The 13,350-nt window shown below is 72.3% G+C and carries 11 protein-coding genes; 4 read left to right on the top strand and 7 right to left on the bottom strand.

Features of this window, described 5'->3' with window-relative positions; genetic code table 11:
* The 4 genes from ACFUK0_RS13595 to ACFUK0_RS13580 form a co-directional block, all read left to right on the top strand.
* A partial coding sequence (locus ACFUK0_RS13595) for an alpha/beta hydrolase family protein (RefSeq protein WP_380249477.1) occupies nucleotides 1-880 on the top strand: 880 nt, incomplete at its 5' end.
* 25 nt (nucleotides 881-905) lie between these two features.
* Nucleotides 906-1,682 carry a CoA transferase subunit A gene (locus ACFUK0_RS13590; RefSeq protein WP_380249475.1) on the top strand — a complete coding sequence of 259 codons (777 nt, stop codon included), beginning with the start codon at nucleotides 906-908 and terminating at the stop codon, nucleotides 1,680-1,682.
* Nucleotides 1,682-2,344, top strand: a complete 663-nt coding sequence (locus ACFUK0_RS13585; RefSeq protein ID WP_380249473.1) for a 3-oxoacid CoA-transferase subunit B — start codon at nucleotides 1,682-1,684, stop codon at nucleotides 2,342-2,344. Before ACFUK0_RS13590 ends, ACFUK0_RS13585 begins: the two co-directional genes overlap by 1 nt.
* A gap of 222 nt (nucleotides 2,345-2,566) precedes the next feature.
* Nucleotides 2,567-2,992 carry a hypothetical protein gene (locus tag ACFUK0_RS13580; RefSeq protein WP_380249471.1) on the top strand — a complete coding sequence of 142 codons (426 nt, stop codon included), beginning with the start codon at nucleotides 2,567-2,569 and terminating at the stop codon, nucleotides 2,990-2,992.
* Nucleotides 2,993-3,026: 34 nt separating this feature from the next.
* On the opposite strand, the gene ACFUK0_RS13575 is transcribed toward ACFUK0_RS13580, so the two are convergent.
* The 7 genes from ACFUK0_RS13575 to ACFUK0_RS13545 all read right to left on the bottom strand — a co-directional run bounded on the left by ACFUK0_RS13575 (nucleotide 3,027) and on the right by ACFUK0_RS13545 (nucleotide 13,275).
* A complete protein-coding gene (locus tag ACFUK0_RS13575) occupies nucleotides 3,027-3,701 on the bottom strand; it encodes a response regulator (protein ID WP_380249469.1) in 675 nt (224 codons plus the stop codon).
* Nucleotides 3,698-6,274, bottom strand: coding sequence for a DUF4118 domain-containing protein (locus ACFUK0_RS13570; protein WP_380249467.1), 2,577 nt, complete (start codon nucleotides 6,272-6,274; stop codon nucleotides 3,698-3,700). Before ACFUK0_RS13570 ends, ACFUK0_RS13575 begins: the two co-directional genes overlap by 4 nt.
* Before the next feature lie 124 nt (nucleotides 6,275-6,398).
* Nucleotides 6,399-7,028 carry a potassium-transporting ATPase subunit KdpC gene (kdpC, locus tag ACFUK0_RS13565; RefSeq protein WP_380249466.1) on the bottom strand — a complete coding sequence of 210 codons (630 nt, stop codon included), beginning with the start codon at nucleotides 7,026-7,028 and terminating at the stop codon, nucleotides 6,399-6,401.
* Nucleotides 7,029-7,047: 19 nt separating this feature from the next.
* Nucleotides 7,048-9,159 (bottom strand): potassium-transporting ATPase subunit KdpB, encoded by a 2,112-nt coding sequence (gene kdpB, locus ACFUK0_RS13560; RefSeq protein WP_380249465.1) that lies wholly within the window; start codon nucleotides 9,157-9,159, stop codon nucleotides 7,048-7,050.
* Nucleotides 9,159-10,820: a potassium-transporting ATPase subunit KdpA gene (gene kdpA / locus ACFUK0_RS13555; protein ID WP_380249464.1), complete on the bottom strand. Its 1,662-nt coding sequence runs from the start codon at nucleotides 10,818-10,820 to the stop codon at nucleotides 9,159-9,161. Before kdpA ends, kdpB begins: the two co-directional genes overlap by 1 nt.
* A 1-nt stretch (nucleotide 10,821) precedes the next feature.
* Entirely contained in the window at nucleotides 10,822-10,911 is a 90-nt protein-coding gene (gene kdpF / locus ACFUK0_RS13550; RefSeq protein WP_380249463.1) for a K(+)-transporting ATPase subunit F, read from the bottom strand.
* A gap of 378 nt (nucleotides 10,912-11,289) precedes the next feature.
* A complete protein-coding gene (locus tag ACFUK0_RS13545; RefSeq protein WP_380249487.1) occupies nucleotides 11,290-13,275 on the bottom strand; it encodes an APC family permease in 1,986 nt (661 codons plus the stop codon).
* Nucleotides 13,276-13,350: the final 75 nt, after the last annotated feature.

Below are 13,350 nucleotides of genomic sequence, written 5' to 3'. Positions count from 1 at the left end.
TCAGGCCCCTGGACAGCGCGCGGCGGCGGCCCGGCCGCCCCCACCCGCACCCACCCACCCACCCGAGGACCCGATGCAGACCACCGCGGACCCCGACGCGCACCCGGCGGCACCCGCCCGGGCACGCGTCGAGCACGACATCCTCCGTGCCCCGCGTGACGGCACCCTCCCCACCGTCGACCTCCACCTGCCCTCCGGCGGCACGGCGCGGCCCCCTCTGGTCATCGACGTCTCCGGCTGGGCCCGGCCCCACCGCCCGGCCGCCACCCCGTGGGCGCCCGAACTGGCCGCCCACGGAATCGCCGTGGCCACCGTCCACAACCGCCACACCCCCCGGCACGACCACGCGCTGCGTGACCTGCGCAACCTGGTACGCCTCCTACGGAAGAACGCCGGCGCGTTCGGCCCCGCCCCCGAGCGGATCGGCCTGTTCGGCCGCGCCGACGCCGCCTACCTGGCCGCCCTCGCCGCCTACAGCACGGTCGACCCCCGCGCCCAGGTCCAGGCGCTGGCCGGAGTCGGCGGCACCTGGGGAATCGAGACCGCCCCGGACCTCGACGCCCGCCGTCCGGCCCGGACACCCAGGCGCAGCGCCGATGCCGAAGTACTCCACCAGGTCTGCGAAGTGGCCCTGGCCACCGGCAACGACGTACCGCTGCTCGTGGTGAGCGGCGCCGGCGACCGGACGGCACCGGCCGAACACGGCGTCCGCTTCGCCGAGGTGGTGACCGCGGCGGGCGGGCGGGCATCGGTCCTGCTGCTCGGGGAGAGCGGACACGGCGATGCGGACCTGGATCCCGCCCTGTCCGCCGGAGCCGTGGCGGCCTTCTTCCACCGCACCCTGCACACCGCACCCCACCCGGTTCCGGCCGCCCGATGACCGACCGATGACCGAAAGGCCTCCCATGGACAAGACCGTGACCTCCGCCGCACAGGCGGTGGCCGACATCGGGGACGGCGCCTCACTGGCCGTCGGCGGCTTCGGCCTGTGCGGCATCCCGAGCGTGCTCATCGACGCACTGCACGCCCAGGGCGCCGCCGCTCTGGAGATCGTCTCCAACAACTGCGGCGTCGACGGCGCGGGCCTCGGCGTCCTGCTGGCTGCCGACCGCATCGCCCGCGTGACCGGCTCCTACGTGGGCGAGAACAAGGAGTTCGCCCGCCGCTACCTGACCGGCGAACTGGAGGTCGAACTCGTCCCGCAGGGCACTCTCGCGGAACGGATGCGGGCCGGCGGCTGCGGCATCCCCGCCTTCTACACCCCAGCAGGCGTCGGCACCCAGGTCGCCGAGGGCGGCCTGCCCTGGCGCCACTCCCCCGACGGCGCCGTCGCCCTCGCCTCCCCGCCCAAGGAGGTGCGGGGGTTCGACGGCACCGACTACGTCCTGGAGCGCGGCATCACCTGCGACTTCGCCCTGGTCAGGGCCGCCCGCGGCGACCGCCACGGCAACCTCGTCTTCAACAGGTCGGCCCGCAACTTCAACGTCCTCGCCGCCATGGCGGGCCGGATCACCATCGCCGAGGTCGAGGAGGTGGTCGAGGCCGGCGACCTCGACCCCGACCACATCCACCTGCCCGGCGTCTTCGTCCAGCACGTCGTCCCGTTGACCCCCGCCCAGGCGGCCGCCAAGCACATCGAGCGGCGCACCGTCTCCCAGCCCGTCGTGAAGGTGCCCGCCTGATGCCCTGGAACCGTGACCGGATGGCCGCCCGCGCGGCAGCCGAACTCTCCGACGGAAGCTACGTCAACCTGGGCATCGGCCTGCCCACCCTGATACCCAACCACCTGCCGGACGGCGTCCACGTCGTCCTCCAGTCGGAGAACGGCATCCTCGGGACCGGCCCCTACCCCGGCGACCACGAGGTCGACCCCGACCTGATCAACGCCGGCAAGGAGACCGTGACCGTGCTGCCCGGCGCCGCCTTCTTCGACTCCGCCCTGTCCTTCGGCATGATCCGCGGCGGCCACATCGACACCGCCGTCCTCGGCGCCATGCAGGTCTCGGCCACCGGCGACCTCGCCAACTGGATGATCCCCGGCAAGATGGTCAAGGGCATGGGCGGCGCGATGGACCTCGTGCACGGCGCCCGCCGCGTCATCGTCCTGATGGAGCACACCGCCAAGGACGGCACCCCCAAGATCGTCCGGGAGTGCACCCTGCCGCTCACCGGCAGGGCCTGCGTCCACCGCATCATCACCGACCTCGCGGTCCTCGACGTCACCCCCGACGGCCTCGTCCTCGTCGAGACCGCACCCGGCACCACCACCGAGGACGTCCTCGCCGCCACCGACGCCCCCGTGCTCACCGGCCCGGCCGCAGGCGCCCTGACGGCCACCCGCTGAACCACCGCCACCCCCCTCCGGCCGGTCCGACGACGCGCCACCCACGAGTCACCGGGCCGGTCACCCCGCGCTCCACCCCGGCCGCACTGCCCATTCCGAGGTTGCCCTGCCTCGCGGCCGGGGTGGACACCACCACCCGCGCCGGGTCCCGGCTACGGTGCGTCCTGGTCCGGATGGCACCGTGCGGATGCGGCAGGCCGGTCCGGCCACCACGGTGAGGGGATGAACTTCGTCGCCGTGCTGGAACTGGACATGCCGAGCAACGTGCGGGTCCTCGGCCCCGACCGCACGATCACAGACCTGCAGCACCCGGTGCGCCGCGCACATGCCGCCCCCGCCGGCACCTCGGGTGCCTACGGCCCCCTCACGTTGTGCGGCCTGGACACCGGCGCGATGGCCCCCGCCCCGCACCGGCCCGCCGACCCCGGCCGGCCGTGGTGGCCACCCCGCTGGCACGCCTGCAGCCTCTGCCGGAGCGCCCGGAACGACACCGGGCCCACCACCGCCACCGCCGCCGCCCCCACCACCGAGCCCGCCGAGCCCGCCGAGCCCGCCGAGCCCGCCGACGCGGACCTCCCCGGCACGGCGACGCCGGCCGAGACGTCGACCGAAGCACCAGACACGGTACGGCGGGACAGCCGGCGGTGAGCGCGCTCCGGCCGGCTCCCCGGCAGCGGCCCGGTCAGGGCTGGTAGCGGTAGCCGATCCCGGGCTCGGTGATCAGGTACCGGGGCCGGGCCGGGTCCGGTTCCAGCTTGCGGCGCAGGCCGGCCAGGTAGACCCGCAGGTAGTTGCCGTGCTCCTCCTGTTCGGGGCCCCAGACCTCGCGCAGGATCTGCCGGCCGGGCACCAGCCGGCCGGGGCTCGCGACCAGCAGCGCGAGGATCCGCCACTCGGTCGGCGTGAGCCGCACCGGCCCGCCGGGGCCCGTCACGGTGGCTGCCGTGACATCGACCTCGTGGCCGCCGATCACGGCGCGGGCCGGCGCGGCCTCGCCCGGCGGGCGCCGCAGCACCGCCCGCAGGCGGGCCATCAGTTCCTCCATGACGAAGGGTTTGGTGAGGTAGTCGTCGGCGCCGGCGTCGAGCGCCCTGATCTTCTCGGTCGGGCTGTCGCGTCCGGAGAGGACGATGATCGGTACCGGGCTCCAGGCGCGCAGGCCGCGGATGACGTCCAGGCTGTCGAGGTCGGGGAGGCCGAGGTCGAGCACGACGGCCCCGGGAGGCTCCCGCCCGGCGAGGTCCAGCGCCTCGGCGCCGGTGGCCGCGGTGAGGACCGAGAAGTGCCGGGCGTGGAGGTTGATCTTCAGGGCACGCAGCAGCCGGGGTTCGTCGTCCACCACCAGGATGTGGGTCACGTCGCCACCGCCCCGGGCTCCGTGGGGTCCTCGGCCGCGGGCAGGGTGATGAGCATGGTGGTGCCACCGCCGGGGGTGTCCTCGACGTCGAGGGTGCCGCCCATGGCCTCGGTGAGTCCCCGGGAGAGGGCGAGGCCGAGGCCGACCCCGGTGGTGTTGTCGGTGTCGCCGAGGCGCTGGAACGGCAGGAACACCTGGTCCCGGAACTCGGGTGGGATGCCGGGGCCCCGGTCGATGACACGGATCTCCACGAACCGGCTGATGGGGGTGCCCCCGGCCGGAGGCTGGGGGAGGCTGCTCGCGGCGACCAGGACGGGTGCGCCGTGCACGTTGTGCCGCAGGGCGTTGGTGACGACGTTGGCGAGCACGCGTTCCAGCAGGAGCGGATCGGCGAGGACGGCCGGGGCGGTGTCGAGGTCGAGCGGCTGGACGGGCGCGTCCGGGTCGGCGAGCGAGTCGACGGCGCGCGGCAGCACCTCCTCCAGACGGGTGGGCGTGAGGTCGAGGGTGAGGGCGCCCGCCTGGAGGCGGCTCATGTCGAGCAGGTTGTCCACGAGCCGGGTCAGCTTGAGCAGGGATTCGTCGGCGGTGGCGAGGAGTTCGGCCTGGTCCTCGGGCGAGAACTCGACGTCGGGGCTGCGCAGCGAGCCGACCGAGGCGAGGGCGGCCGCGAGCGGAGTGCGCAGGTCGTGGCTGACGGCGGCGAGCAGAGCGGTGCGCATCCGGTCGGCGGCCTTGATCGGTTCGACCTCGGCGGCGGCGGTGGCGAGGCGGTCGCGCTCCAGGGCGGCGGCGACGTGGGCGGCGAACGCGGTCAGTACGCGGTGTTCGTCGGCGGGCAGCCGGCGACCGGCGAGGACCAGCAACGCGTCGGTTCCGACCGGGACTTCGGTGACCTCGCGGTCCACTGCCGGGTCACCCCCGGAATCACATCGTGCGAGGACGGCGCCGCTGGTGCGGTCCAGCAGGGCGACGGAGTCCATGCCGAAGGCGGTGCGGGACTTCTCCAGCAGGGTGGGCAGGGCGTCGGCGCCGCGCAGGACGCTGCCGGCCAGGGTGGAGAGGGTTTCGGCCTCGGCGGTGGCCCGGGCGGCGCGGCCGGTGAGGCGGGAGGCGCGGTCGACGACGGTGGAGACGGTGAGGGCGACGACGGCGAAGACCACCAGGGCGATCACGTTGTTGGGTTCGGTGATGGTGAAGGTGTGGACGGGCGGGATGAAGTAGTAGTTGAGCAGCAGCGAGGCGACCACCGACGCCAGCAGCGCGGAGCCCGCACCGCCGAGCAACGCGACCGCGACGACGCCGAGTTGGAAGATCAGCGCAACGGTGGTGAGGTTGAGGGTGCCCTGCGCCCGGGAGAGGAGGGCGGTGAGCAGGGCAGGCAGGACGAGACCGGCGGTGCAGCCGGCGGCGGTGCGGCGGGCGGAGTGGCGGCGGCCGAGCGAGGGCAGCCGGCCGCGGCCGGTGAACTCGTGGGTGACCATGTGGACGTCGATGTCCTCGGAGGCGTCCACGGTGGTCTCGCCGATGCCCGGTCCGGTGAGGAACCGGGCGACCTGGCCCCGCCGGCTGGTGCCGAGGACGAGCTGGGTGGCGTCGCGGCCCCGGGCGAAGGCGAGCAGCGAGGCGGGGATGTCGTCGCCGACCACGACGTGGTAGCTGCCGCCGAGCGATTCGACGAGTTGCCGTTGCTCGGCGAGGTTGCCCGGGGAGGCGCCGGCCAGGCCGTCGCTGCGGCTGATGTGGACGGCGAGGAGTTCGCCGCCCGCGCTGCGGTCGGCGATCCGGGCGGCCCGGCGGACCAGGGTCTCGCCCTCCGGGCCACCGGTCAGCGCGACCACCACGCGCTCGCGGGTCTCCCAGACCCGGTCGATGTTGTGGGTGGCGCGGTAGTCGCGCAGGCCCTCGTCCACGCGGCCGGCGACCCAGAGCAGGGCGAGTTCACGCAGGGCGGTGAGGTTGCCGACCCGGAAGTAGTTGGAGAGCGCGGCGTCCACCTTCTCGGCCTGGTAGACGTTGCCGTGGGCCATCCGGCGACGGAGCGACTGCGGTGCCATGTCGACGAGTTCGATCTGGTCGGCCCGGCGGACCACCTCGTCGGGGACGGTCTCGCGCTGCGGGATGCCGGTGATCTTCTGGACGACGTCGTTCAGGGATTCGAGGTGCTGGATGTTGACGGTGGTGACGACGTCGATGCCCGCCGCCAGCAGCTCTTCCACGTCCTGCCAGCGCCTGGCGTTGCGCCCGCCGGGGATGTTGGTGTGCGCCAGCTCGTCGACCAGCGCCACCGACGGCCTCCTGGCCAGCAGCGCGTCGAGGTCCATCTCCGTGAACTCCGTGCCCCGGTAGGTACGGGTGAGCCGCGGGACGACGTCGAGCCCCTGGAGCATGTTCTCGGTGTGCCGGCGGCCGTGGCACTCGACGTACCCGACCACCACGTCCGCCCCGCGCTCCTGTCTGCGGCGGGCCTCGTCGAGCATCCGGTACGTCTTGCCGACGCCGGGGGCCGAACCGAGGTAGACCCTCAGCCGTCCCCGGCGGGTGAGGGTGCCGGGGGTGAGGTCGCGGGGCATGCGCGCTGCTCCTTCCTGCGAGGGCGGCCTGGGGACGATCTGTACGGCCGGCAGGGCCGGCCCGGGTACGGGGTGTGCTCCCCGTACCCGGGCCGGCCTGCCTAGTCGATCACTTGACGGCGCATCAGTTCTGTTCTCCGACGGCCCTGTTGAGCAGGACGACGTTGACGCCCTGCTCACCGAGGAAGCCGAGCGAGCGGCCCTCGGTGTACCTGGCCACCAGCCCGCTCAGCTTGTCCGCGGGCAGGTTCCGGGCCTTGGCGACCCGGGCGACCTGCTCCTCGGCGTAGGCCACGGAGATGTGCGGGTCGAGGCCGGAGCCGGAGGCGGTGAGCGCGTCCGGCGGGACGGCGGCCGGGTCGACACCGTCGAAGGCGGCGACGGCGGCGCGGCGGTCCTGGACGGCCTTCAGCAGGTCCTCGCTGTCGGGGCCGAGGTTGGAGGCGCCGGAGCTCTTCGGGTCGTAGGCGTAGGCGGCGGGGCGCGGCTGGAACCACTTCGGGTCCGGGCGGGCGGCCTCGTCCGGGTCGTCGGGGTTCTGCTTGGGCAGGTCGTAGTTCTGGCCGAGCAGGCTGGAGCCGACCTCCTTGCCCTGCGAGCTCACGATCGAGCCGTTGGCCTTGCCGCTGAAGGCGACCTGGCTGATGCCGGTGATCAGCAGCGGGTAGGCGAGACCGAGGACGACGGTCATCACCAGCAGCATCCGCAGCGCGGTGAAGTGGGTGCGGACGGAGGTGGGCAGTGGCTTGGGCATGATTGCTGTTTCCTCCGTTTCAGCTCAGGCCGGGGACGAACTGGACGACGAGGTCGATCAGTTTGATGCCGACGAACGGCACCACCAGACCTCCGAGGCCGTAGATCCCGAGGTTGCGGCGCAGGAGGGATCCGGCGTCGGAGGGGCGGTACTTGACGCCGCGCAGGGCGAGCGGGATGAGGCCGATGATGACCAGGGCGTTGAAGATGACCGCCGAGGTGATCGCCGAGGTCGGGCTGTGCAGGCCCATGATGTTGAGGTGCCGCAGGCCCGGGTAGACGCTCGCGAACATCGCGGGGATGATCGCGAAGTACTTGGCGACGTCGTTGGAGATCGAGAAGGTCGTCAACGCACCACGGGTGATCAGCAGTTGCTTGCCGATCTCGACGATCTCGATCAGCTTGGTGGGGTTGGAGTCCAGGTCCACCATGTTGCCGGCCTCCTTGGCCGCCATGGTGCCGGTGTTCATCGCCACGCCGACGTCGGCCTGGGCCAGGGCGGGCGCGTCGTTCGTCCCGTCGCCGGTCATCGCGACGAGCTTGCCGCCCTCCTGCTCCTTCTTGATCAGGGCCATCTTGTCCTCGGGGGTGGCTTCGGCGAGGAAGTCGTCGACGCCCGCCTCCTCCGCGATCGCCCGGGCGGTCAGCGGGTTGTCGCCCGTGATCATGACGGTCCTGATGCCCATCCGGCGGAGCTCCTCGAAGCGCTCCTTCATCCCCTCCTTGACGACGTCCTTGAGGTGGATGACGCCCAGCGCACGCGGCGCGGCGTCTCCGGTCCGCGAGGCCACCAGCAGCGGGGTGCCGCCGGCGGCGGAGATCCCGTCGACCAGGTCGGCGACGTCCCGGCCGACGGTGCCGCCCTGGTCGGTGACCCAGTTGGTGACGGAGCCGGCCGCGCCCTTGCGGACGGACCGGAGCACCCCGCCTTCGGCCAGGTCGACGCCGGACATCCGGGTCTGCGCGGTGAACGGGACCCAGGTCGCGTGCTCCAACTCGCCCTGGGCGCGGGCCCGCAGGCCGTACCCGGTCTTGGCGAGGACGACGATCGAGCGGCCCTCGGGCGTCTCGTCCGCGAGGCTGGAGAGCTGGGCCGCGTCGGCCAGCTCCTCGACGGTGACCCCGGCGGCCGGCTGGAACCCGGCGGCCTGGCGGTTGCCGAGGGTGATGGTGCCGGTCTTGTCGAGCAGCAGGGTGTTGACGTCGCCGGCGGCCTCGACGGCCCGGCCGGACATCGCCAGGACGTTGCGCTGGACCAGGCGGTCCATGCCGGCGATGCCGATCGCGGAGAGCAGCGCGCCGATGGTGGTGGGGATGAGCGCGACGATCAGGGCGACCAGGACGACCAGCGGCTGCGGGGCGCCGGCGAAGGTCGCCATCGGCTGCAGGGTGACGACCGCGACCAGGAACACGATCGTGAGCGAGGCCAGCAGGATGTTGAGGGCGATCTCGTTCGGCGTCTTCTGCCGTGCGGCGCCCTCGACGAGCGCGATCATGCGGTCGATGAAGGACTTGCCGGGCTCGGAGGCGATCTTCACCACGATCCGGTCGGACAGCACCTTCGTACCGCCGGTGACCGCGCTGCGGTCGCCGCCCGACTCACGGATCACGGGGGCGGACTCGCCGGTGATCGCCGACTCGTCCACCGAGGCGACACCCTCGACCACGTCGCCGTCACCGGGGATGGTCTGCCCGGCCTCGACGACCACGTGGTCGCCCAGCCGGAGCGCTGTCCCGGGGACTTCCTCCTCGGCCCGCGAGGCGGGCCAGTCGGCCAGCCGGCGGGCCATGGTGTCGGTCTTGGTCCGGCGCAGGGTCTCCGCCTGGGCCTTGCCGCGGCCCTCGGCGACGGCCTCGGCCAGGTTCGCGAAGATCGTGGTGAGCCAGAGCCAGACGGTGATCGACCAGGCGAACACCGACGGGTTCGCGACGGCGGAGACGGTGGTGACCACCGATCCGACCTCGACCACGAACATGACCGGGTTCCGGTACATGACGCGGGGGTCGAGCTTCTTCACGGCGTCCGGCAGCGCGGCGACGAGCAGTTTCGGGTCGAGGAGACCGCTGGCGACCCGGTGCGGCGCCCGGGCCCCGGTCGTCTCGGCCGGTGCTGGGGTGAGAGTGGACGACATCAGTGTAGACCTTCCGCGATCGGCCCGAGAGCCAGGGCCGGGAAGTAGGTGAGGCCGACGACGATCAGGACGACGCCCGACAGCAGGCCCACGAACAGCGGCTTGTGGGTGGGCAGGGTGCCCGGGGTGGCGGGGACGGGCTGCTGGCGGGCGAGCGAGCCGGCCAGCGCGAGCACGAACACCATCGGCAGGAACCGGCCCAGCACCATCGCGAGACCGAGCGCGGTGTCGTACCACTCGGTGTTCACGGTGATACCGGCGAAGGCCGAACCGTTGTTGTTGGCAGCCGAGGTGAACGCGTACAGCACCTCGGAGAAGCCGTGGGCGCCGGAGTTGAGCATCCCCGCCCGCTCGCCCGGCAGCGCCATCGCGACGCCGGTGCCGACCAGCACGATGCTCGGGGTGGTGAGGATGTAGAGCGAGGCGAACTTCATCTCGCGCCCGCCGAGCTTCTTCCCCAGGTACTCGGGGGTCCGGCCGACCATCAGGCCCGCCACGAACACCGCGACGACGGCCAGGATCAGCATCCCGTACAGGCCGGAGCCGGTGCCGCCGGGCGCGATCTCGCCGAGCATCATGTTGAAGATCGTCAGGCCGCCGCCGAAGGGGGTGTACGAGTCGTGGAAGGAGTTCACCGCGCCGGTGGACGTCAGCGTCGTCGAGGCCGCGAACAGGCTGGAGGCCGCGATGCCGAACCGCTGCTCCTTGCCCTCCATCGCCGCGCCGGCCGCGTTCAGGGCGGCGCCGCCGTGCTGCGACTCGGCGAAGGTGATCAGCGCGGCCGAGGCCACCCAGAACAGGCCCATCACCGCGACGATCGCGTAGCCCTGGCGGTTGTCGCCGACCATCCGGCCGAAGGCCCGGGGCAGCGCGAAGGGGATCACCAGCAGCAGGAAGATCTCCAGCAGGTTGGTGAAACCGGTCGGGTTCTCGAACGGGTGCGCGGAGTTGGCGTTGTAGAAGCCGCCGCCGTTGGTGCCGAGCAGCTTGATGACCTCCTGCGAGGCCACCGGGCCGCCGGGGATCGACTGCGGGTCACCGGCGAGGGTGGTCACCTCGTGGAAGCCGTGGAGGTTCTGCACCACGCCGTTGGCCACCAGGACGAGGGCGAAGACGACCGCCAGCGGCAGCAGCAGGCGCAGCACGATGCGGGTGAGGTCGACCCAGAAGTTGCCGACCCGGTCGGTGCGGTTGCGGGTGAAGCCCCGGATCAGCGCGGCCACGACGGCGATGCCGACGGCGGCGGAGACGAAGTTCTGCACCGCCAGCCCGGCCATCTGCACCAGGTGGCCCATCGCGGACTCGCCGCTGTAGGACTGCCAGTTGGTGTTGGTCACGAAGGAGATCGCGGTGTTCCAGGCCTGGTGGCCCGGCATCTGCGGGACGCCCAGGCTCAGCAGCAGGTGCGTCTGGAGGCGGATCAGGCCGTAGAGGAGGAGGACCGAGACGGCCGAGAAGGCCAGCACCGAGCGGAGGTAGACCGGCCAGCGCTGGTCGGCGTCACCGTCGACGCCTATGACCCGGTAGAGGCCGCGTTCGACCCGGAGGTGCTTGGCGGTGGTGAGGAGCCTGGCGATGTGGTCGCCGAGGGGGCGGTAGCACAGGGCCAGTGCGCCCACCAGGGCGAGGGCCTGCAGCCAGCCCGCGAGAGTGGAGCTCATGTCAGAACTTCTCCGGGTGGATCAGCGCCAGAACGAGGTAGCCGACGAGAGCGACGGCGACGATGAGACCTGCGATGTTCTCGGCGCTCACAGCTTCTCCACCCCTCGCGCGATCAGGGCGATGACGGCGAACACGGCGACCGTGACGCCGACGAAGACGATGTCGGACATGGGCTCCACCAAAGTGGTTCAGGGGCCTGGCCGTACGGTCTCCTGGGAGTCCGCACAGCGCCGGAGGAGGACCGGCGTGGCCAGCAAACCAGCTGGTCACGCCGTTGGGAGCCGTCCTGACGGGCTCCATACGGCTGGTCCCGTGACCTTGACGCGTCCTTGATACCGGCGTCACTCACCTGCGACCGGAGGCCGCCCCGAACGACTGCCGGAGGCCGTCCGGACCGACGACCGAGGGCCGTCCGGAACGCGTCGGGCCCCGGGCGGCCGAGCTGCCCGGGGCCCTGCGCGTGCGACGTCAGACGCTTTCCGACTCCGCGACGTCCTTCGCCCGGACGGGCTCGCCCCGGCGCACCGCGCCCGGCGCCCGGCGGGCCGGGTGATCGGCCCTGGGGGCCGAGGACAGCTGCCAGGGCACGCTGATCACCATCACGCCGGGGGTGAACAGCAGCCGGCTCTTCAGCCAGAGCGCCGACTGGTTGTGCAGCAGGTGCTCCCACCAGTGGCCGACCACGTACTCCGGGATGAACACGGCGACGGCGTCGAGCGGGTTGCCCTGCCGGACGCCGCGGACGTACCCGACGACGGGCTTGGTGATCTCCCGGTACGGCGAGTCCAGCACCTTCAGCGGCACCTCGATGCCGGACTCGTCCCACTGGGCCCTCAGCTCGTCGGTGGCCTCCCGCTCGACCTCGACGCTGACGGCCTCCAGGGTGTCCGGGCGGAACGCCTGGGCGTAGCCCAGCGCCCGCAGGGTGGGCTTGTGCAGCTTGGAGACCAGCACGATGCCGTGCACCTGGGACGGCCGTGCCGACTCGGCGTGCGGGTCGTCCACGGCCAGTTCCTCGGCGACGGTGTCGTAGTGCCGGCGGATGCCGCGCATCATGGCGAACAGCACGATCGCGGCGACCACGGCCAGCCAGGCGCCCTGGGTGAACTTGGTGAGCAGCACGATCACCAGCACCAGCGCGGTGGTCACCGCGCCCAGGCCGTTGATGATCCGCGAGCGCTGCGCGGCGCCCCGCACCTGGGCGTCGGTCTCGGTGGCCAGCGCCCGGTTCCAGTGCCGGACCATACCGATCTGGGACAGCGTGAAGGAGGTGAAGACGCCCAGGATGTACAGGTGGATCAGGCTGGTGACGTCCGCCCGGTAGAGCCAGAGCAGGCCGCCGGCCACCACGGCGAGGGCGATGATGCCGTTGGAGAAGGCGAGCCGGTCGCCGCGGGTGTGCATCTGCCGGGGCAGGTAGCGGTGCTCGGCGAGGATCGAGGCCAGCAGCGGGAAGCCGTTGAACGCGGTGTTCGCGGCCAGGATCAGGACCAGCGCGGTGGCCGCCTGGATCAGGTAGAACAGGATGCTGTCGCTGCCGCCGAAGACCGAGGCCGCCAGCTGGGCGATCACGGTCTGCTGGGTGTAGGTCGAGCACTCACCCGCGATGCCGGTGAGCTGGCAGGCGTCGTCGACGTAGTGCACCTTCGCGATCAGGGCGAGCGCGGTGACCCCGACGAACATCACCACGGCCGTGATGCCCATGACGGCCATCGTGCTGGCGGCGTTGCGCGACTTGGGCGCCCGGAAGGCGGGCACGCCGTTGGATATCGCCTCCACCCCGGTCAGCGCCGTACAGCCGGAGGCGAACGCCCGCAGGCCCAGCAGCAGCAGGCCGAGGCCGGCCAGGGTGTCCTTGCCGTGCTCCGGGTCGACCCCGAACGCCGCGCTCTCGGCGACCGGGGCGTGCCCGAACGCCACCCGGACCAGGCCGGTGGCGATCATCAGCAGCATGGCCCCGATGAACAGGTACGTCGGCGCGGCGAACGCGTTGCCCGACTCCCGGACACCCCGCAGGTTCATCGCCATCAGCAGGGCGACGAAACCGACGGCCAGCAGGACGCGGTGGTCCGCGAGGCTGGGCAGCGCCGAGATGATGTTGTCCACGCCGGACGCCACCGACACCGCGACCGTCATCACGTAGTCGACCAGCAGTGAGGCCGCCACCACCAGGCCCGACTTGGGCCCGAGGTTTCTGGACACCACCTCGTAGGAGCCGCCGCCGCTCGGGTACGCGTGCACCACCTGGCGGTACGAGGCGACCACGACCACCATCAGCGCGACGACGCCCGCCGCGACCCACGGGGTCAGGTAGAGGAACGCGGTGCCGCCGACGGTGAGCACCAGCAGGATCTCCTGGGTGGCGTAGGCCACCGAGGAGAGCGGGTCGGACGCGAAGATCGGCAGCGCGAGCCGCTTGGGCAGCAGCGTCTCGCCCAGCTCCTCGCTGCGCATGGCCCGGCCGATCACGAGACGCTTGAGCGCCTGGGGCAGATTGAACACGTGGGCGAGCGTATGCGGCTCCGCCGT

It is taken from the genome of Kitasatospora sp. NPDC057223 (assembly GCF_042669755.1).
GTDB lineage: Bacteria > Actinomycetota > Actinomycetes > Streptomycetales > Streptomycetaceae > Kitasatospora.
Note: the sequence above shows the minus strand (reverse complement) of the source record. Positions and strands in the feature narration are given on the sequence as shown.